Raw genomic sequence first — 18,417 nt, forward strand, 5'->3', positions numbered from 1 at the left:
GGGGCTTCGGAAGCGGGTTTACGCCGCCGCGCAGTTCGGGCAGATGCCGCGGTACGTCACCTCGACGCCCGAGACCGCGAAGCCGAAGCGCTCCGAATCGGGCAGATCGGTCAGCGGGTCACCGCTCGGGTGGACGTCGCGGATCGCGCCGCACTGGGCGCAGACCAGGTGGTGGTGCGGCCGGTGCGCGTTGGGGTCGTAGCGCTTGGCGCGCTTGTCGGTGGCGACCTCGAGCACCTCGCCGAGGGAGACCAGCTCGCCCAGCGTGTTGTAGACGGTCGCCCGGGAGATCTCGGGCAGCTTGGCGACGGCCCGCGCGTGGACCTCGTCGGCCGTCAGGTGGACGTGATCGCCGTCGAGGACCTCGGCCACGACGCGCCGCTGCGCGGTCATCCGCCATCCGCGGCCGCGCAGTCGTTCCAGAAGGTCACTCATAGGGGTCACCTTAACAGCAAGGGGACCAAGGTCCCGAAGAGGTGTGGTTTTAGAGCTCGGCTTGACTTAGACATTGTCCATTGTAGGATCAGGCATGCTCCTGGCCAAGAGGCCGGAGTGGTGAAAGCTGCGGCAAGTGGCTGGGAGGCCGCGCGTCCAGGCCCTGCGCGGCCGTCCACCAGCACTGGACCGCTTGCCGTGAACGGATGGCCGGACCCCTGCGACAGGGGTCCGGCCATCCGTGTGTCAGGCGGGTACGTGCTGCCGGGCCGGTGCCCAGCAGCGGATGATGTCGCGGACCGAGACGATGCCGACCGGCTCGCCGTGATCCAGGACGATGAGGTGCCGGAAGCCGCCGTGGGCCATGGCCCGGGCCGCCTCCTCCAGGGTCCAGGACGGCGCCGCGAAGACGACGTCGGTGGTGGTGTGGTCGTGGACGCGTTCCGTGTCCGGACTCTGGCCGAGGCCGACGGCGTTGAGGACGTCCCGTTCGGTCAGGATGCCGATACCGCCGGCATCGGGGTCGAGGATCACGGCGGCGCCGACGCGGCGGGCTGACATCAGGGCCGCTGCCTGGCGGAGGGTGTGGGCGGGGCCGATGGTGAGGACCACTGTGCTCATGGCGTCACGGACGAGCATGGGTGCGGAGTCACCTCCAAAGGAACCGCCGCGTTAGTTCAGCGGTTCACAAGTTCACAAATGAGGGTGCTCTCAGAGTCGCAGGTAAAGCGCGGGTCAACAAGAGGGCGCGTGCGGCCGATTGAGGGCGCACGCGCTCATCTGCGCGGATCAGTAGCGCTCGTTGAGATAGCCCAGCAGTTCGTCGTGGAGCAGGCCGTTGGACGCGGCCGCGTTGCCGCTGTGCGGGCCGGGGCGGCCGTCGAGGCCGGTGAAGGTGCCGCCGGCCTCCGTGACGATGATCGCGTTGGCGGCCATGTCCCAGAGCGAGAGCTCGGGCTCGGCGCAGATGTCCACGGAACCCTCGGCGACCATCATGTAGGGCCAGAAGTCGCCGTACGCGCGCGTGCGCCACACCTCGCGGGTCAGGTCCAGGAAGCCGTTCAGCCGGCCCTGGTCCTCCCAGCCGCTCAGGGAGGAGTACGCGAAGGAGGCGTCCGACAGCTTCGAGACCCGGGAGACGTGCAGCCGGGAGGCCGAGGACAGGCTGCGGCCGGTGAAGGCGCCGTGGCCCTTCGCGGCCCACCAGCGGCGGCCCAGGGCGGGGGCCGAGACCAGGCCGACCACGGGCTGGTAGCCGCCCTCCGACGCCTCCGTCAGGGAGATCAGGGTGGCCCAGACCGGGACGCCGCGGACGTAGTTCTTGGTGCCGTCGATCGGGTCGACGATCCAGCGGCGGGGGCCGGTGCCCTGGAGGCCGTACTCCTCGCCGAGGATCGCGTCGCGGGGGCGGGCGCGCTGGAGCTGGGTGCGGATCAGTTCCTCCGCGGCCTTGTCCGCTTCGCTCACCGGGGTCATGTCCGGCTTCGTCTCGACCTTGAGGTCCAGTGCCTTGAAGCGGTCCATGGTGGTCGCGTCGGCCGCGTCCGCGAGGACGTGGGCGAAGCGGAGGTCGTCGAGGTAGTCGGCCATGTGGCGAACGGTATCTGCCGTGGTCGCCGCGGGGCCATACGGGACCACGGTGCGGACGGCCCCGGGGCGGACGGCGTGCGGTGGATCAAGGGCGCCCCTCCATGCCTTCGCGAACCCTTGACAGTGCCTTCGCGCGCGTCAAATCTGGGGCGCAGAGCCGCTCGCTCCTAGGAGGCGACGATGCCCGCAGCGAGGGAATCCCTGCTGGACGCCGCGTACACGGCGCTGGCGCGTCGGCCGTGGTCCGCGGTACGGATGGTGGACGTCGCCGCGGCGGCCGGGGTGTCACGGCAGACCCTTTACAACGAGTTCGGGAGCAAGGAGGGGCTGGCCCGGGCGCTCGTCAGAAGGGAGGCCGACGGATATCTCGCCGGCGTCGAGCGCGCGCTCGCCACGCACAGCGACCCGCGCGAGCGGCTGACCGCGACCGCCGAGTGGACCGCCGCCACCGCCCGGGACAACGCGCTGGTACGGGCCATGCTCACCGGCTGCTGGGGCGAACGGCTGCCCTCCCTGACGCTGTCCGCGGTCCCGTCCTCCTCCGCCGTGCCCGCCCAGCGCCGCGCGGACGGCCCGCTGCCCTCACCCGGCGACTTCGTGGCCCTGGTGCGGGACCGCGCCGTGGCCGCGCTGTCCGGACCCGGCGCGCACAAGGCGGACCTCGCCGACCTCGCCCGCTCCTGCGAGCTGACCGTCCGGATCGCGCTGTCCTGCGTCTCGGCCCCGCCGGGCGAGGGCGGCGTCACGGACCTCGTCCGCAGCGCGTTGCACCGACAGCCGGTCTGACACCGACAGCCGGTCCGATCCGGGCGCCGCGGACCTGGTGCGCCGAGCCCTAGTGCGCCGAGCCCGACAGCTGGAGGCCGATCACGCCCACGATGACCAGGCTGATCGAGATGAGCTTCAGGGTCGACACCAGGTCGCCGAGGAAGATCATGCCGTAGATCGCGGTCCCCGCCGCGCCGATGCCGGTCCACACGGCGTAGGCGGGGCCCACGTCGAGTTTCTTCAGCGACAGGGTCAGCAGGCCGAAGCTGCCCAGGGCGAAGATGCAGAACGCGACCGTGGGCCAGAGCCGGGTGAACCCGTGAGAGAGCTTGAGGCACACGGCGAATCCGGTCTCGAGCAACCCGGCCACCACCACCAGCAGCCACGCCATGTGCGGTCCTCCCGTATGTCCGGCTCGGTGCGATTATGCCTTTACCTCACTCGCACGGAGGCAAACAACGCGGAGGTCAGTCGCCTTCCTTGCGCTCCCTCGTCGCCAGCAGTCGGCGCAGCGAGTAGAGGCGGGCCGGGTCCGCGTGCCCCTCGGCCACCCACTCGTCCAGCGCGCAGTCCGGCTCATCATGACTGCACGCGCGGGGACAGCCTTCGGTTCCCGGTTCCAGGTCCGGGAAGGCGTGGATCACCCGGGACGGATCGACGTGGTGCAGGCCGAACGAGCGGACGCCCGGAGTGTCGATCACCCAGCCGTCGTCGCCCTCCAGCGGCAGCGCCAGCGCCGAGGTCGTGGTGTGGCGGCCACGGCCGGTCACCGCGTTCACATGCCCCGTCACCCGCCGACGGTCCTGGGGGACCAGCGCGTTGACCAGCGTCGTCTTGCCGACCCCGGAGTGGCCGACGAACGCCGTGATCTTGCCGTCGAGCTGCTCGCGCACCCGGCCCGCCGCGTCCCCGTTCTCCAACTCCTCACGGCTGGTGACGACATAGGGGATGTCGAGGTCGCCGTACAGCTCCAGGAGCTTGTCCGGCGGGGCCAGGTCCGACTTGGTCAGCACCAGCAGGGGCGTGAGGCCGCCGTCGAACGCCGCGACCAGGCAGCGGTCGATCAGCCGGGGGCGGGGCTCGGGGTCGGCGAGGGCGGTGACGATGGCGAGCTGGTCGGCGTTGGCGACGACCACCCGCTCGAACGGGTCGTCGTCGTCCGCCGTACGACGCAGGACCGAGGTGCGCGGTTCGATGCGGACGATACGGGCCAGGGTGTCCTTCTGGCCGGAGAGGTCGCCGACGATGGCCACCCGGTCACCGACGATCGCCGCCTTGCGGCCCAGCTCGCGGGCCTTCATCGCCATGACGACCCGGTCCTCCACCAGGCAGGTCAGCCGGCCCCGGTCGACGGTGAGGACCATGCCCTCGACCGCTTCCTCGTGCTTGGGGCGGATGTTCGTACGCGGCCGGTTGCCCTTGCGGTTGGGGCGGGAGCGGATGTCGTCCTCGTCGGTGTGCTTGCCGTAGCGGCGCATGGTCGTAGGCCCCTACGCCCTGTCGCTCCCGAGCATCCCGGTCCACAGGTCGGGGAAGTCCGGCAGGGTCTTCGCCGTCGTCGCCACGTTCTCGATGAGCACGCCCTCCACCGCCAGGCCGATGATCGCTCCGGCCGTCGCCATGCGGTGGTCCTCGTACGTGTGGAACGTGCCGCCGTGCAGGGTGCGCGGGCGGATGTGGAGGCCGTCGGCGGTCTCGGTGACGTCGCCGCCGAGCTCGTTGATCTCCTTGGTGAGCGCGGCCAGCCGGTCCGTCTCGTGGAGGCGGAGGTGGGCCACGCCGCGCAGGGTCGAGGGGGAGTCCGCGAGGGCCGCGACCGCCGCGATGCCCGGGGTCAGCTCGCCGACCTCGCTCAGGTCGACGTCGATGCCGTGGATCGCGCCCGATCCGGTGAACACCAGTCCGTACTCGGTGAGTTCACAGGTGCCGCCCATCTCGGTGAAGATCTCCCGCAGTCGGTCGCCGGGCTGGGTGGTGCGGCTCGGCCAGTCGGGGATCACGACCTTGCCGCCGGTCACCAGGGCCGCCGCGAGGAACGGTTGGGCGTTGGACAGGTCCGGCTCGATCGTCAGGTCCCGGCCCAGCAGCGCGCCCGGCGTGACCCGCCACACGTTCGGCTCGCCGCCCGACTCCGGGGTGTCCACCTGGGCGCCGACCGCGCGCAGCATGTCGACGGTCATGCGGATGTGCGGGAGGGAGGGGAGGGTGGCGCCGATGTGGCGGACCTCCACGCCCTGGTTGAAGCGGGGGCCGCTCAGCAGGAGGGCGCTCACGAACTGCGACGAGCTCGAAGCGTCGATCTCCACCGGGCCGCCGTCCAGCGCACCCCCGCCGTGGACCGTCAGCGGCAGCGCGCCCCGGGCGTCGTCGTCGATCCGGGCGCCGAGGACGCGCAGGGCGTCGATCACACCGTTCAGGGGGCGCTCGTACGACCTCGGGTCGCCGTCGAAGCGGATCTCGCCGTCGGCGAGGGCGGCCACGGGGGGCAGGAAGCGCATGACGGTGCCGGCGTTGCCGACGTTGACCGTGGCGGGGCCGCGGAGACCTGCCGGGAGGACGCGCCAGGTCTCGCCTGTGCCGTCGGGGCCCACGCCCTCCTCGATGCCTACGCCCATCTCGCGGAGGGCTGCGGCCATCAGGAGGGTGTCGCGGGAGCGGAGGGGGCGGCGGAGCCAGCCGGGTTCTGATGCCAGGGCTGCGAGGACCAGGGCTCGGTTGGTTACGGACTTCGACCCCGGGACGTGGACCGTTGCGTCGACGGCTCCGCTCGCATAGGGGGCGGGCCAGAGGGCGGTGTCTGCGGGGTTCAAAGCCATGGGGTCCACTTTAGTGGTGGGCGGTCTTTCGGGTGCGGCGCCATCGTGGCTGGTCGCGCCCCGCGGCGGAGCCGCTGATAGATGCAGCCCCGCGCCCCTGTGATGCGGCCCTTCGGGCCTGCATCACACCTCCAGCAACCACCTGCCGCCGCCTATCAACGAGCACAGGCTCACCGCGTGGAACAGGAACAACCACAGCCCCGCCGGTACATGCGTCAGTCGTGACAGCTGGTCCGCGTCCGAGTCGCCCGCGCCTCCCCGGACCCTCTTCGCCTGCAACTCGAAAGCGGGACGTACGCCTCCCGCCAGCAGGAACCACACCACCGCGTACGCGAAGGCCGCCTGTACCTGCGGACCCGCCAGCCAGGACACCACCACGAACGTGCCGCCGGTGAGGACGACCGTCAGGGCGCCGTACGCGTTGCGGATCATCACCAGCATCGCGATGAGCAGGCCCGTCGCCAGCCACAGCAGCAAGGTGATGCGGCCCGCCGCCAGCAGGGCCGCGCCGCCCAGGCCCAGCAGCGGGGGAGCCGTGTAGCCGGCCGCCGCGGTGAGGATCATGCCGATGCCGTGCGGCTTGCCCCGGCTGACCGTGAGGCCGCTGGTGTCGGAGTGCAGGCGGATGCCGGTGAGGGTGCGGCCGGTGAGGAGGGCGATCAGTCCGTGGCCGCCCTCGTGGGCGATGGTGATGGCGTTGCGCGAGACGCGCCACAGGGCGGGCGGGACGACTATGGCGAGCGCCGCGACCAGGGTGGCCAGGACCACCCACAGGTCGGGGTCGGGCTGGGTGCCGATCAGCTCGTCCCAGAGAGAGGTCGCTGTGCTGGTGTCCATGTTTCCCGGTGGCTCCCTCTCGGCGTACGGAGTCTGGCAGTCTGGCACGTATGTGCGGACGGTATCTGGGACGCCGGGGGGACGAGGGCCGTTCCTGACGGGAGACGGTCAGGTCATGGCTTCGGAGTGCGGCGGGGCCTCAGGGCACCTGCGCCGGGGTGAGGGAATCGGCGATGGCCCAGAGCGGGTCGACGACGTTGTCCGCACCGTAGCGCGCCATCAGCGGGCGGGCGTAGAGGTGGAACTCGGTGCAGCCGAGAACGAGGCCGGTACAGCCGTAACGGGTGCGCAGCTCGTCCACGACCGTGACGATGTCGCTGTCGCCGGTGCGGCTCTTGATGCCGTAGATCAGCTTGTGGACCGTGTCCTGGTCGTCCGGGGTCGGCCATGCCACGCGGGACGCCACCGATGGCCAGGCGGAGGCGTGTTCGAAGACACGGGACCGGCGGGTGCCTTCGGTCGCCAGGAGGAGGAATCGTCCCGGCCGGGCCGAGAGTTCGCGCACGGTCGTGGTGACCAGGGAGACCACCCGGGACCGTATCGGTGGGTCGATGAGGTCGAGGAAGTGGTGTGCGGTGACGCAGGCGATCACGATGCGGTGCGCACCCCCGACGGCGAGGCCGTCGAGGCGGTTCTGAAGGAAGTCGGCCATCTCGCGGTGGCGGCCGGCGACGATGGCCTCCGTCCGGTCGGGGAACGAGGGGTCGGAGTCCAGGATGATCCGGGGCATCAGCTGCTCTTTGGCGGTGACATTCAGCTCGTAGAGATTCCTTACGAACTCGGCCGAGGCCAGGGGCCCCATGCCGCCGAGAATGCCCAGCACACCTCGATCCTTTTCCGCCACCGCGACACCCTCTTTTCCGCCTCACACCGGTATTGCGCGGAGATTAATGCCCAGCTGATTGCGTCCGATATCGGTCAGCTATTGGTCGCAGTGGCGAAACAGAGGGTCGGTCCCGCAGATGTCACAGTGCGGTCGGCAGCGAGGAGAACCCCCACGCCGCTCGGACCTGGGGCAGGGCGTCGAGGTTCGTGGACGCGCCCTCCTCGGCGTGGAGGCGGCACAGTTCGTTCCAGCGGCACCGCATTCCGTTCTCGTCCCACCCCACCACCTCCAGCATGTGGGCGTCGGTCAGCCGCTCCAGGAAGGACTCGGCCGTCAGCATGTCGACCCCGAGATGCCGGGCGGCGGCCGCGGTCCCGAAGACGCCCCGTCCCAGGGCGGCGAGGCGGTGGTAGGCGAGGACGACGACGGAGTCCAGCTCTTTCACCGCGAGGTCGAGACTGGCCCGCACCGAGTACATGCCGTAGTCCAGCTCACTCAGCCGATGGAGGGCGCTGTCCAGCCGCCTGGCGAGCTCGTGGAGCGGGAGATGGGGGTTGTTGACGAGCCTCGCCCCCACGGCGTGCAGGGCCAGCGGCATGTGGCAGCAGAGTTCGGCGACGCGCCGCGCGGCGTCGGGATGGGCGTCCACCCGATCGGCCCCGACGACGCTGCGCAGCAGTGCCACCGACTCGGTGCTCTCCAGCGGGCCGAGCCGCAGACGAAGCGCGCTGTGGCTGCCGCTGAGATCGCTGCAACCGGCGTGCACGGTGACCAGGACGCAGCTGAGGCCGTTCCCTGGAACCATCGGCTCCACCTGTGAGATGTTCGTGGCGTCGTCCAGGACGACCAGGACACGCCGGTCGTTGAGGATGCTCCGGTACAGCGCCGCGAGTTCTCTGACGCTGTGGGGCATCTGCTCGGGCGGCACGTGGAGGGCGCTCAGGAAGCGGGGGAGTACGTCGGCGGGGCGCAGCTGGTCCCCGTCCTCGTTCAGGTTGACGAAGAGCTGGCCGTCGGGGAAGTGGGCCGCCACGCGGTGGGACCAGTCGATGGCGAGCGCGGTCTTGCCGATACCGGGGCTTCCCACGACGAAGCCGACGTGAGCCGCGTCGTTCTTCGATCCGCTGAGCAGGGCCCGGTCCATGGCTCGCAGCGCGTCGGAGCGTCCGGTGAAGCCGGGGATCGTGGAGGGCAACTGCGCCGGCGCCAGGGGGAGGTCCGCTGTCGGGACGGGCGGCTGGGACGGCTGCCGGGGTGGCTGTGGGGTCGTCGGGCCGGCCGCCGACCGGCGGTCCGTCGTGAAGGTCACGTCGTCGCTGAGAATGGCCTTGTGGAGCTGTTGCAGGTCTTCGCCCAGTTCGAGCCCGAGCTCTTTGATGGACAGTTCGTTGCCTTCTCGGAACGTCTTGAGCGCCTCGGCACGGCGGCCCAGGAGGTACTGGGCCAGCATGAGGTTGCGGCGGAGCTGATCACGCAACGGATTGGCGTTGAGCATCGCGAGCAGGTCGCCGAGGACCTCCCGGTGCTGGCCGAGGAGGAGGCGGAGCTCCGCATGGCGCTCGGCGGCGAGTAAGCGTTGTTCCTCCAGACGCATCGCCTCGATCTCGGCGAAGTGGGTGGGGATGTCGTCGAGGGCCGGGCCACGCCACAACGCCAGCGCGTCGCTGTAGACGCCCGCCGCTTGGGCCATGGCCTCCCCGCGTTCCAGGTCCTCGGCCTCCCGCAGCCGACGGGCGAACTCGATCGTGTCGATCAGATGTCTGCCGCCCCTGAACATGTATCCCGGGCCGGTGGTGACGACGGTGTCGACGCCGCTGCCGGCGTTGCGCAGCATCTTTCGGAAAGTCGCGATGCATATGGCGATCTGTGTGCGCGCCGTCGCGGGCGGCTTGCCGTTCCAGACCTGGTCGATCAGGTACTCGACGGAGACGACCTGATCGACGTGGAGAAGCAGCGCGGAGAGAACGGCCCGCTGCCGGGGGCCTCCCACGGGCAGCGGAAGGTTGTTGGCTCTGACCTCGAGTGGGCCGAGGAGCCGGAACTCCACTCTGGCCTCATGTGCTCGTTCTGTCTCTTTCTCCACGCCCTCCACGCACGCGACAGACATTTCTTTCCCCCAGTTGATAAAAGCTCAAGAAAACTGATGAAGACGGCAGGGTCCCCACTCGAAGCGGACATCGGCATCCCCGACCGGGCCTGATCCCGAGAAAGGGCCCCCACGGCGACGCGAAGGCCGCACAGCACGCGAGTGCGCCGCCGGACAATGGACGGCGGCTTATTGCAGATTTCTTTACCATGCGGCCCGACGAGAATGTATCCGTCGGATTTCCGACCGAAAGCTTGCTCGTGTAACGGTTCCCTGAAGAGGAAGCCGGCCGAATCATTGTGGATGAACCCCGCTGTGCATCGCTTCCTCGCCCTGAATGAGGAATGAGTGTCAACGAGCCTCGAATGGAGTGCTGTTCAAGAGAAGGACGCCCCGCCGCTTTCTCCCCCTTGTCGGACAGGAGTGAAACCCCTGCTCGTGTGTCCAACTGGCCAAGCGGGGTTCCGAGTTGATGATCCAGTCTGGTGTCCGTCCGGAGCAGAGTCAAGAGCCTCAGGGGTTAACTGTCGTCACAGTGATCTTGTGGTGGGGTTGCTCTGCGTATCGGTCCGCCGTTCACAGTCAGGCGCCGAGCGCGGGATAGGGGGCGAATATTGAGCGAATAGAGGCTCCTGGAAAGTTTTGACCGACCTCAGCCGGACGGGCGCAGGTGATGGGCTGTCGGGTGCGGATGCGTGTGGAACCTAGAGAGGGCCCAATGGATGAAACCATTTTGGTCGACGGAGTGGCCAAGAGTTTTCGTGAGACGCCCGCCCTGCGCCAAGTGAATTTGGAAGTCTCCGCTGGAACGGTGTTCGGTCTGCTCGGCCCGAATGGTGCTGGTAAGACCACTCTGGTCAGGATTCTCACCACGCTGGAACAGCCGGATGCGGGACGCGCCCTGGTCGACGGCCACGACGTGGTGCGGCAGGCACGTCAGGTCCGCCGCACGATCGGCCTGACCGGGCAGTACGTCGCCGTCGACGAGGAGATCAGCGGGCAGGAGAACCTCTACCTCGTCGGGCGGCTGCTCAACCTGCGGCCGAAGCGGGCGCGGGCGCGGGCTGATGAGCTGCTGGAGCAGTTCGGCCTGGCGGATGCCGCCACCCGGACCACCAAAGGCTACTCCGGCGGCATGCGCCGGCGCCTGGACCTGGCGGCCAGCCTGGTGGGCGAGCCACGTGTGCTCTTCCTGGACGAGCCCACCACCGGACTCGATCCACGCAGCCGCAACGCCCTGTGGGAGATCGTCCGGAGCATGGCGGACCAGGGTGTGACGGTGCTGCTCACCACCCAGTACATGGACGAGGCGGAGGCGCTGGCCGACACAGTGGCGGTCCTCGATCACGGAGAGATCATAGAGAGAGGCTCTCCGGCCGAACTGCGTTCCCGTGTCGGCGGGCAGGTGCTGTACGTCCGTCCGTTGCACGAGGCCGACACCCCCGAGGTGGTCCGGGTGCTCGCCGGGGTGGGTGTCACCACGGCGGTGCCGAAGGTGGAGGCGGGAATGGTGCGTCTGCCGCTCTCGGGGGAGCTCGAACTTAACCTGGCGATACGGGCGCTCGGCACCACGCAGGTGCCTGTCGCCGCCATCGAAACGCGGGTGCCCAGCCTCGACGAGGTCTTCCTGACCCTCACCGGGACCCGCCCGGGAGCCGGGGCCGGTGACGAGGAGGCCGGCGGCGCCGGGGACGACCGGGCCGCCGAGGACACACGATTGGTCAACACACGTGGTGGGGGCGGCGAATGAGCGTCAAGGCGAACGGGGTGATGGCGCCCGGGCAGGCCCTGCCGTCCGAGGGCGGACTGAACGTGGTCCGCCACGCCTTCGTGGTGGCGCGGCGCAACCTCAAGAAGATTCCCGGCGATCCCAGTCTGCTGCTCGACGCGACCGTCATGCCGATGATCTTCGCGCTGATGTTCATCTACGTCTTCGGCGGCGCGATAGCCGGGACCCAGGCCGACTACCGGCAGTTCGTGATGCCCGGCATCATGGCGATCACGATCACCATCGTCGCCCGGACCACCGGTATCGCGCTCGCCGTGGACTTCAGCAAGGGTGTCGTCGACCGGTTCAGGACGCTGCCCATCGCCCGCTCCGCCGTCCTCTCCGGACAGGTCATCGCCGATGTCATGCGGATGATCCTCGGCCAGCTGGTGATCCTCGCGTTCGCCCTGATCATCGGCTTCCGGGTGCACACGAACATGGTGTCCGTCCTCGGCGCGGTGGCACTGCTGACCGCGTTCGGTGTGGCGCTCTCGTGGATCTCCGCGTTCATCGGCCTCACGATGCGCAGCGTCCAGAGTGTGGAGACGGTCACGACACTGGTGATGACCCCACTGCAGTTCGGTACGTCCGTCTTCGTGATGCCCGGCACGATGCCGGGCTGGCTCCAGGTGGTCGTCGAGTGGAACCCGACGACGCTGGTCGTGGACGCCTGCCGCGGCATGCTCCTCGGCGGCGAGGTGGCCGAGCCGACCGTCAAGGCGATGGCGTGGATCGCCGTCCTGCTCGCGGTCTTCGTACCGCTCTCGGTCCGCGCCTACTCCCGGCGCCGCAACTGACGTGCAACCCGAGCGGCGCCGCCGCGCCGCCTCAGGAGCTTCTGAGGTAGCGCAGCACCGCGAGCACGCGGCGGTTCTCCGTCTCCGAAGGCGGCAGGTCGAGCTTGCCGAAGATGTTGGCGATGGTCTTCTCGACGGCTCGCTCCGAGACGGTCAGGACGGAGGAGATCGCGAAGTTGGTCCTGCCCTCCGCCATCAGCGCCAGTACCTCCCGCTCGCGCGGGGTGAGGGCCGCCAGTCCGCTTTTGCGGCTGACGTTGAGCAACTGCACCACCACTTCGGGGTCGAGCGCGGTGCCGCCGTCCGCCACCCTGGTCATCGCCTCGACGAAGTCGTCCACATCGACGACCCGGTCCTTCAGCAGGTACCCGACACCCGTGGGGCGGGCCGTGAGCAACTTGGCCGCGAAGCCGGCCTCGATGTACTGGGAGAAGACGAGCACCCCGAGGTCGGGGTGGTCCTCGCGCAGCGCGATGGCCGCGACGATGCCCTCGTCCGTGAAGGTCGGCGGCAACCGCACGTCGACGACGGCCACGTCCGGTCGCTGCTCGGCGACGGCCGTGATCAGCTCCTCCGCGTCGCCGACGCCGGCCACCACCTCATGGCCGCGCATGGCCAGGAGTTGGGTGAGACCGTCCCGCAGGATGACGGAGTCCTCGGCGATCACGACACGCATGGTGCTGCTGTACCTCTCATGAGGGTCTGTCAGAGCTCAGGGGCTGATGGGGAGTTCGACCGTGACCACGGTAGGGCCTCCGGTCGGGCTGTCAATCTGCATCAGTCCGTCCACGGGGCGGATACGGGCCATCAGTCCGATCAGTCCGCTGCCCTCGCCGACCTGGGCACCACCGTGACCGTCGTCGCTGACCCGGAGGACCAGCCGTCCGCCGCCCCCCGACCGCCCCTCGGCCGCACTCGTCACGTCGACCTCGATCCGCTGTGCGCCACCGTGCCGGGTGGCGTTGGTGAGCAGTTCGGCGGTGCAGAAGTAGGCGATGGTCTCGATCGCCGCAGAGGGCCGGGCCGCAATGTCGGCCGTCAGGTCGACCGGCACGCGACTGCCGGCGATCAGCGTGGTCAGCGCCTCCTCAAGTCCCTTGTCCAGAACCGGGGGACGAATACCGCGGGCGAAGTCACGCAACTCCGTGATGGCCTCCTTGGCCTGCTCCTGAGCCTTGTCCACCAGTTGGCGGGTATGCGTCAGCGGCACCTCGGGGGGTGCCTCCAGGGCCAGGGTCTCCCTGACCATCGTCAGCGTCATTCCCAGGGCGACCAACCGGGCCTGCGCACCGTCGTGCAGGTCCCTTTCGATACGACGCAGCGTCGCGGTGGCGTCGTCCACCGCCTGGCTCCGTGTCTCCTTCAGGTCCTTGATCCGCGCCGACAGCGGGCTGGGACCGAGCAGCCCGCGCAGCAGCAACCGGTCCGCCACCAGCACGCGGTCGACGCACCACGGCGCGGCCGCCAGCACCGCGAGGCCCACCACGGACACCAGCAGGACGGTGGGCCAGGTGTCCAGGTAGAGACTGCCGATGGAGAAGCCGTGGCGCAGCCTGCCGTCAGCGTCCCGAGTGGTGGGCGAGTTGGTCGTCCTGGTGAGGGGATAGGTCAGCAACAGCAGGGCGTACACCCAGACCAGGACGGTGACCGCGCCGACGACGAGGGCCACCGGGAACCGGAAGACCAGATAGCCCACAGCACGCCATCCGTTGGAGTCGGTCAGCATGGCGCGCCGCCACCCCAGAACGCCCTGCTCGGGTGAGAAACGCGGCGCCGGCACCGCCTCGCCCAGCAGCGTGGCGGCGAGGCGGCGTTGCAGTCCGGCGAACGCGCGCGCCCAGGAGACCGCGACCGCGACCAGCCACAGCCCCAGCGGGGTGACGGTCAGCGCGGTGCCGACCACGAGCGTCACCGCGACGAGGGCGAAGCCCAGCACGCCGAGCGGTATGCCGAGTACCGCGTAGAGCGTCGAGGTCCAGGTCCGGCGGTGCCCCCAACGCCGTAGAAGGGTGCCGATGCGGTGCATCTCTACCGCGCGGCGCGGGTGGGCGAGGGCTCCGGCGCGTCCACGGAGCCGCTAGGCGGCCGGTCGCCGCTGACCAGGTTCCGGGCGAGCCGGGCGTGCAGTCCGGTCAGCGCCCTGATCACGGCCGGTCCGAGCAGGAGGACGAGTACGCCGGGGCCCGAGTGGACCGCGACCGCGCCGAGGTAGGTCGGGCCGCCCCACGCCTGCTCGTAGTACGACTCGTCGCCCCAGGCCAGGAACGGGTAGGTCGCGGCGCGCACGAGGAGCAGGCCCATCGCGGTCACCACGCCGAAGGTGAGGGCGCTGAGCGGCAGGTTGAGCAGCAGGAAGCCCGCGCATCGCCAGTTCCGGCCGTCCTTGAGCCGCCGGGCCGGTCCGGGTCGGCGGCCGCCGGGCGGGGTCGGCCTGGCTCCGGCCGCAGGGCCCAACAACCACAGGGCCCTGCGCTGTTCGAGCCGGGCGAGCCCCGCCACCAGGGCGAAGACCGGTACCACGACGATCAGGCCGACGACGGTGAGGGAGAGCACCAGGCTCACCGCGAGGCCCACCACCGTCGTGACGAACCCGACGAGGGCGAGGGGGAGGGACAGCAGGGCGTACAGGACGCGACGCCAGGTGTCCGCGGAAAGGAATCCCGAGCGGCCCGGCGAGGTCGCGGGCATGGGTGCCTCCAGGTCGGCTGTGAAGGGTGGGGTCGCCTCAGCGGCTCACAGCGCCGCTCGGCCCTCGGGGACGTCCCGGCGCCGCATCCACAGGGCGGCCAGAGCCAGCGCCGCGACGGTCCATGCTGCCATAACGCCGATGCCCTGCCAGGGGGAGAGCAACGCGTCCGAGGTGTCGCCGGTGGACATGATGGCCTGGGCCGCCTCGCCGCCCGGCAGGTATCCGCTGACGTACTCGCCGACATCGCCCGGCAGCAGCCCGGCCACCCCCGGCAGTACGAAGACGACGACAAGGGTGCCGGCGATGGCGGCGCCCACGTGCCGGAGCAGCGCGCCGATCGCCAGCGAGAAGAGCGCTATCAACGCGAGGTAGATGCCGAAGCCCAGCACGGCCCGGGCCACCCCCGCGTCACCCCAGGAGAGGTCGACCCGCTCGCTGAGCACCTGCCGGCCGATGAAGAAGGAGGCCACGGCGGCGACCTCCGCGGCGACGAAGACCGCCGCGGCGAGCACCAGGGCCTTGGCGGCCAGCACGGGGGTGCGACGGGGCACGGCCAGGAAGCTGGCGGTGATCGTGCCGCTGGCGTACTCGCTGGCCATCACCATGGCCCCCAGGACACAGATGGCGGTCTGGCTGAAGGTGGCCGCCGGTTGCAGGACGAGACCGATCGGATCGGTCGTCATCTGCTGTCGGTCCGCCGCGTCCAGCTCCTGCCACTGCCCGATGTACACCGAGGTCGCGAGCGTGGCCAGGCCGATCGAGACGATCACCATGGCCACCAGCGACCAGGTCGTCGACCTGACCGTGCGGAACTTGGTCCACTCGGCGGTCACCAGTGCGGCGCTCATGCGGTCCTGCCCTCGACAGTCGTGGGCGACGGCCGTGCGGCGGCCACCTCCCCGTGGTACTCCACGCTGTCGTTCGTCGCCTCCATGAACGCCTCCTCCAGCGTGGTGAACTGCGGTGTCAGCTCGTGCACCGTCAAGCGGCCGGCCAGGGCCACCTCCGCGATACGGGACGGGTCGAGCCCGCTGACGATCAGCGAGTCGTCCTCCCCGGACGTACAGGCACCGCCCGCCTCGGTGATCAGCTCCCGCAGCCGTGCGGAGTGCGCCGAGCGGACCAGTACCGACGAGGTCGCGTTGCGGGCGAGGAAGTCCTGTGTGGAGCAGTCGGCGATGATCCGGCCCCTGCCGATGACGATGAGGTGGTCGGCCGTCACCGCCATCTCGTTGAGCAGGTGACTGGCGACCAGCACCGTGCGGCCCTCGGCGGCCTGGCTCTTCATCAGGTCGCGAATCCAGCGCACGCCCACCGGGTCCAGGCCGTTGACGGGCTCGTCGAGGACGAGTACGCCCGGCTCGGCGAGCAGGGCGGAGGCGATGGCCAGCCGCTGGCACATGCCCAGCGAGAAGCCGCCGACCCGGCGGTGCGCACTGGATCCGAGGCCCACCAGGTCGATCACTTCGGTGACCCGCCTGCGTGCCACGCCCTGGGTCTGCGCCAGCCACAGCAGATGGTTGAAGGCGCTACGGCCCGGGTGCCAGGCCCGGGTGCCCAGCAGCGCGCCGACGACCGCCATGGGCCGCTCGTGCTCGTGGTAAGGCTTGCCGGCGATGGCCGCGCGACCCGTGTCCGGGGTGTCGAGACCGAGGAGCATGCGCATGGTGGTGGACTTGCCCGCGCCGTTGGGGCCGAGGAATCCGGTGACCCTGCCCGGCTCGACGGTGAACGACACGTCCTGCACGGCGACTTTGTCGCCGTAGCGTTTGCTGAGGTTCTCTGCCTCGATCACGAGTGAAGGCTCCTGACTTCCCGGGGGTTTCCCGAGTCGTAAATGCTTCCAGCGCTCGTCCGTGGAGCCAATCGTGGTAGCACGTCGATCGGGGGGTTCGGTTTTCCACACCCCCGGACTCCCGCCCTCGCCTCGCTCCCCGCGGCCCACGCGGTCGATACGGCCCCGATATTCGGCCGCCGTACGTTTCGCCGGGAGAAGACAGGCTCGTCGACGGCCGGGCTGAAGGGAACGACCAGGAATGAGTGGAGAGCACACATGTCGCCAGGTGTGGAAAGGGATTCCCGCGGACAGGTCGAGGACGAGGCCGATCCGGCCGTGGTCCGGACTCTTGATCCGGACCAGGCGCGGTGCCTGGCGGAGCTCACCCTTCAGTTGGCCGGCGCCGCCTCGGGAAGCGTCGACGATCCGGCCTGGGTGAAGGAGGTGCGGCACGGCTGGGAGCGATTCCCCACCGGGGTGCGGACGACCGTGCGTGACTTCCGCCGTGCCTCGGGCCCGCAGGGCGTGCTCCTGCTGCGCGGTCTGCCCGTCGGCGAGGCCGAGTTGCCGCCCACGCCGAGGGTCGCCTCCTCGGTCCAGCGGGTCGCCACCCCCGCGGCGGCGCTGCTGGTGGCGGTGGCCTGCGGCCTGGGCGATCCGGCGGCGTTCCGTGCGGAGAAGTCCGGCGCCCTGGTCCAGGACGTGGTGCCGGTACCGGGCCAGGAGGAGGTCCAGGGCAACGTCGGTTCGGCGCGGCTGTCGTTCCACAGCGAGAACGCCTTCCACGCTCACCGTCCCGACTTCGTCCAGCTGCTGTGCCTGCGCCGCGATCACCTCGGTGTGTCAGGGCTGCAGACCGCGTGTGTGCGCACCGTGCTGCCGCTGATGGCGGAGAAGACGGCGGCGGTGCTCTTCGAGCCCCGGTTCATCACCGCACCGCCGCCCTCCTTCGGCGTGGGCGGGAGCCTCACCCGCGCCCACGCGGTGCTGACCGGAGCTGTGGACGACCCGGACCTGCGGGTGGACCTGTCGGCGACCGAGGCGCTCGACGACGAGGCCGAACGGGCCCTGGCCGAGCTGGGGGAGCTGTTCGAGCGCACCGCGCAGACGGTGCGGCTGCGGCCCGGAGACCTGGCGATCGTCGACAACCGGGTGACGGTGCACGGGCGCACGTCGTTCCGTCCTCGCTACGACGGCCGCGACCGGTGGCTGCAGCGCACCTTCGCCTGCACCGACCTGCGCCGGTCCCGGGAGCTGCGCCCCGGCGACGGCTACGTCATGGCCGAGTGAGCAGGGTCTGACCGATCGTCCCCGCCATGGGCCGGACCTGGTCGTTGAGGAAGAAGTGGTCGCCGGGGAGCACGTGATGGGCGAAGGAGCCGGTCGTGTGCCGCTGCCAGGCCTTCGCTTCCGACGGCGGGAACGAGGGATCCCGCTCGCCGGCGAACACGGTGATCGGCACCGGCAGCCGGGTTCCCTCCGGGACCTCGTACGTCTCGGCGAGCTCGAAGTCGGCCCGGATCGTGGGCAGCAGCAGCGCGACGAGCTCCGGGGCGTCGAAGAACTCCGGCGGGGTGCCGCTGAGTTCGCGCAGCTCCGTCACCAACTCCTCGTCGCCGAGCCGGTGCCGGTCGTTCCGGTGCCGGCTCCGCGTCGGACAGGCCGCGGAGAGAAAGAGGTGCTCCGGGGCGGGCAGGCCGTGCAGCAGGAGCCGACGGGTCGTCTCGAACGCGATCAGGGCCCCCATGCTGTGGCCGAAGAAGGCGAAAGGCGGCCGCAGATGCGGCACCAGGCCCTCGATCAGCGGGGGAACGAGCTGGGACATCCGGGGAACGGGCGGCTCGGCGATCCGCCGCTCACGCCCCGGAAGCACGACGGGGCACGCCTCGATCCCGGGGTCGAGCAGCTCGGGCCAGGACGAGAACGCGCTGGAGCTGCCGCCCGCATAGGGCAGTAAGAAAAGCCGGACGGCGGCCGGTCGGTCACCGCTGCGCTGAACTGTCCACTGTTGATCGGCGGGTTTCATGA

General features: G+C 70.1%; 19 protein-coding genes. 4 read left to right on the forward strand and 15 right to left on the reverse strand.

Annotation, left to right across the window (positions count from 1 at the left end):
* Positions 1-18: 18 nt before the first annotated feature.
* The 3 genes from ABKA17_RS03095 to hisN form a co-directional block, all read right to left on the reverse strand.
* A complete protein-coding gene (locus ABKA17_RS03095) occupies positions 19-435 on the reverse strand; it encodes a Fur family transcriptional regulator (protein ID WP_353690237.1) in 417 nt (138 codons plus the stop codon).
* 246 nt (positions 436-681) lie between these two features.
* Positions 682-1,074: a CBS domain-containing protein gene (locus tag ABKA17_RS03100; protein ID WP_046260466.1), complete on the reverse strand. Its 393-nt coding sequence runs from the start codon at positions 1,072-1,074 to the stop codon at positions 682-684.
* A gap of 150 nt (positions 1,075-1,224) precedes the next feature.
* On the reverse strand, positions 1,225-2,025 hold the full coding sequence (gene hisN, locus ABKA17_RS03105) for a histidinol-phosphatase (RefSeq protein WP_353690238.1): 801 nt from the start codon (positions 2,023-2,025) through the stop codon (positions 1,225-1,227).
* A gap of 180 nt (positions 2,026-2,205) precedes the next feature.
* On the opposite strand from hisN, the gene ABKA17_RS03110 reads away from it, so the two are divergent.
* Positions 2,206-2,811, forward strand: coding sequence for a TetR/AcrR family transcriptional regulator (locus ABKA17_RS03110; RefSeq protein WP_353690239.1), 606 nt, complete (start codon positions 2,206-2,208; stop codon positions 2,809-2,811).
* A 49-nt stretch (positions 2,812-2,860) separates the two neighbouring features.
* On the opposite strand, the gene ABKA17_RS03115 is transcribed toward ABKA17_RS03110, so the two are convergent.
* The 6 genes from ABKA17_RS03115 to ABKA17_RS03140 all read right to left on the reverse strand — a co-directional run bounded on the left by ABKA17_RS03115 (position 2,861) and on the right by ABKA17_RS03140 (position 9,319).
* The gene (locus ABKA17_RS03115) at positions 2,861-3,184 is read right to left on the reverse strand and encodes a DMT family transporter (RefSeq protein ID WP_353690240.1); all 324 of its coding nucleotides are present in this window, start codon (positions 3,182-3,184) and stop codon (positions 2,861-2,863) included.
* 76 nt (positions 3,185-3,260) lie between these two features.
* A complete protein-coding gene (gene rsgA, locus ABKA17_RS03120; protein WP_353690241.1) occupies positions 3,261-4,271 on the reverse strand; it encodes a ribosome small subunit-dependent GTPase A in 1,011 nt (336 codons plus the stop codon).
* Between the two features lie 12 nt (positions 4,272-4,283).
* The gene (gene aroA / locus ABKA17_RS03125) at positions 4,284-5,609 is read right to left on the reverse strand and encodes a 3-phosphoshikimate 1-carboxyvinyltransferase (protein WP_353690242.1); all 1,326 of its coding nucleotides are present in this window, start codon (positions 5,607-5,609) and stop codon (positions 4,284-4,286) included.
* 123 nt (positions 5,610-5,732) lie between these two features.
* Complete coding sequence (locus ABKA17_RS03130) at positions 5,733-6,446, reverse strand: M50 family metallopeptidase (RefSeq protein ID WP_353690243.1); 714 nt, start codon at positions 6,444-6,446, stop codon at positions 5,733-5,735.
* Between the two features lie 139 nt (positions 6,447-6,585).
* Entirely contained in the window at positions 6,586-7,269 is a 684-nt protein-coding gene (locus ABKA17_RS03135) for an aspartate/glutamate racemase family protein (RefSeq protein ID WP_353690244.1), read from the reverse strand.
* 142 nt (positions 7,270-7,411) lie between these two features.
* Positions 7,412-9,319 carry an AfsR/SARP family transcriptional regulator gene (locus tag ABKA17_RS03140; RefSeq protein ID WP_353690245.1) on the reverse strand — a complete coding sequence of 636 codons (1,908 nt, stop codon included), beginning with the start codon at positions 9,317-9,319 and terminating at the stop codon, positions 7,412-7,414.
* A 730-nt stretch (positions 9,320-10,049) separates the two neighbouring features.
* On the opposite strand from ABKA17_RS03140, the gene ABKA17_RS03145 reads away from it, so the two are divergent.
* Complete coding sequence (locus ABKA17_RS03145) at positions 10,050-11,108, forward strand: ATP-binding cassette domain-containing protein (RefSeq protein ID WP_502994144.1); 1,059 nt, start codon at positions 10,050-10,052, stop codon at positions 11,106-11,108.
* A complete protein-coding gene (locus tag ABKA17_RS03150; RefSeq protein WP_353690246.1) occupies positions 11,105-11,923 on the forward strand; it encodes an ABC transporter permease in 819 nt (272 codons plus the stop codon). The genes ABKA17_RS03145 and ABKA17_RS03150 overlap by 4 nt, the downstream gene beginning before the upstream one ends.
* 31 nt (positions 11,924-11,954) lie before the next feature.
* Here ABKA17_RS03150 and ABKA17_RS03155 read toward each other — a convergent pair whose 3' ends face one another.
* Genes ABKA17_RS03155 through ABKA17_RS03175 form a run of 5 tightly spaced genes read right to left on the reverse strand, consistent with a single transcriptional unit; the run spans position 11,955 to position 16,407 of the window.
* Positions 11,955-12,599: a response regulator transcription factor gene (locus ABKA17_RS03155; RefSeq protein WP_353690247.1), complete on the reverse strand. Its 645-nt coding sequence runs from the start codon at positions 12,597-12,599 to the stop codon at positions 11,955-11,957.
* 36 nt (positions 12,600-12,635) lie between these two features.
* Positions 12,636-13,949: a sensor histidine kinase gene (locus tag ABKA17_RS03160; RefSeq protein ID WP_353690248.1), complete on the reverse strand. Its 1,314-nt coding sequence runs from the start codon at positions 13,947-13,949 to the stop codon at positions 12,636-12,638.
* A gap of 2 nt (positions 13,950-13,951) precedes the next feature.
* On the reverse strand, positions 13,952-14,611 hold the full coding sequence (locus tag ABKA17_RS03165) for a sensor domain-containing protein (RefSeq protein ID WP_353690249.1): 660 nt from the start codon (positions 14,609-14,611) through the stop codon (positions 13,952-13,954).
* Positions 14,612-14,656: 45 nt separating this feature from the next.
* Positions 14,657-15,460, reverse strand: a complete 804-nt coding sequence (locus tag ABKA17_RS03170) for an ABC transporter permease (RefSeq protein WP_353690250.1) — start codon at positions 15,458-15,460, stop codon at positions 14,657-14,659.
* Positions 15,457-16,407 (reverse strand): ABC transporter ATP-binding protein, encoded by a 951-nt coding sequence (locus tag ABKA17_RS03175; RefSeq protein WP_353690251.1) that lies wholly within the window; start codon positions 16,405-16,407, stop codon positions 15,457-15,459. Before ABKA17_RS03175 ends, ABKA17_RS03170 begins: the two co-directional genes overlap by 4 nt.
* A gap of 258 nt (positions 16,408-16,665) precedes the next feature.
* On the opposite strand from ABKA17_RS03175, the gene ABKA17_RS03180 reads away from it, so the two are divergent.
* On the forward strand, positions 16,666-17,679 hold the full coding sequence (locus ABKA17_RS03180) for a TauD/TfdA family dioxygenase (RefSeq protein ID WP_353690252.1): 1,014 nt from the start codon (positions 16,666-16,668) through the stop codon (positions 17,677-17,679).
* Here ABKA17_RS03180 and ABKA17_RS03185 read toward each other — a convergent pair.
* Positions 17,666-18,415, reverse strand: coding sequence for a thioesterase II family protein (locus ABKA17_RS03185; protein WP_353690253.1), 750 nt, complete (start codon positions 18,413-18,415; stop codon positions 17,666-17,668). The two genes, ABKA17_RS03180 and ABKA17_RS03185, sit on opposite strands and share 14 nt — an antisense overlap.
* Between the last annotated feature and the right edge of the window lie 2 nt (positions 18,416-18,417).

It is taken from the genome of Streptomyces sp. RG80 (assembly GCF_040446465.1).
In the GTDB taxonomy this organism is placed as follows: domain Bacteria; phylum Actinomycetota; class Actinomycetes; order Streptomycetales; family Streptomycetaceae; genus Streptomyces.

Coding starts and splice junctions, on each gene's coding strand:
- ABKA17_RS03095 (WP_353690237.1), bottom strand. CDS start 435: ATGAGTGACCTTCTGGAACGACTGCGCGGCCGCGGATGGCGGATGACC.
- ABKA17_RS03100 (WP_046260466.1), bottom strand. CDS start 1,074: ATGCTCGTCCGTGACGCCATGAGCACAGTGGTCCTCACCATCGGCCCC.
- hisN (WP_353690238.1), bottom strand. CDS start 2,025: ATGGCCGACTACCTCGACGACCTCCGCTTCGCCCACGTCCTCGCGGAC.
- ABKA17_RS03110 (WP_353690239.1), top strand. CDS start 2,206: ATGCCCGCAGCGAGGGAATCCCTGCTGGACGCCGCGTACACGGCGCTG.
- ABKA17_RS03115 (WP_353690240.1), bottom strand. CDS start 3,184: ATGGCGTGGCTGCTGGTGGTGGTGGCCGGGTTGCTCGAGACCGGATTC.
- rsgA (WP_353690241.1), bottom strand. CDS start 4,271: ATGCGCCGCTACGGCAAGCACACCGACGAGGACGACATCCGCTCCCGC.
- aroA (WP_353690242.1), bottom strand. CDS start 5,609: ATGGCTTTGAACCCCGCAGACACCGCCCTCTGGCCCGCCCCCTATGCG.
- ABKA17_RS03130 (WP_353690243.1), bottom strand. CDS start 6,446: ATGGACACCAGCACAGCGACCTCTCTCTGGGACGAGCTGATCGGCACC.
- ABKA17_RS03145 (WP_502994144.1), top strand. CDS start 10,050: ATGCGTGTGGAACCTAGAGAGGGCCCAATGGATGAAACCATTTTGGTC.
- ABKA17_RS03150 (WP_353690246.1), top strand. CDS start 11,105: ATGAGCGTCAAGGCGAACGGGGTGATGGCGCCCGGGCAGGCCCTGCCG.
- ABKA17_RS03155 (WP_353690247.1), bottom strand. CDS start 12,599: ATGCGTGTCGTGATCGCCGAGGACTCCGTCATCCTGCGGGACGGTCTC.
- ABKA17_RS03160 (WP_353690248.1), bottom strand. CDS start 13,949: ATGCACCGCATCGGCACCCTTCTACGGCGTTGGGGGCACCGCCGGACC.
- ABKA17_RS03165 (WP_353690249.1), bottom strand. CDS start 14,611: ATGCCCGCGACCTCGCCGGGCCGCTCGGGATTCCTTTCCGCGGACACC.
- ABKA17_RS03170 (WP_353690250.1), bottom strand. CDS start 15,460: ATGAGCGCCGCACTGGTGACCGCCGAGTGGACCAAGTTCCGCACGGTC.
- ABKA17_RS03180 (WP_353690252.1), top strand. CDS start 16,666: ATGTCGCCAGGTGTGGAAAGGGATTCCCGCGGACAGGTCGAGGACGAG.
- ABKA17_RS03185 (WP_353690253.1), bottom strand. CDS start 18,415: ATGAAACCCGCCGATCAACAGTGGACAGTTCAGCGCAGCGGTGACCGA.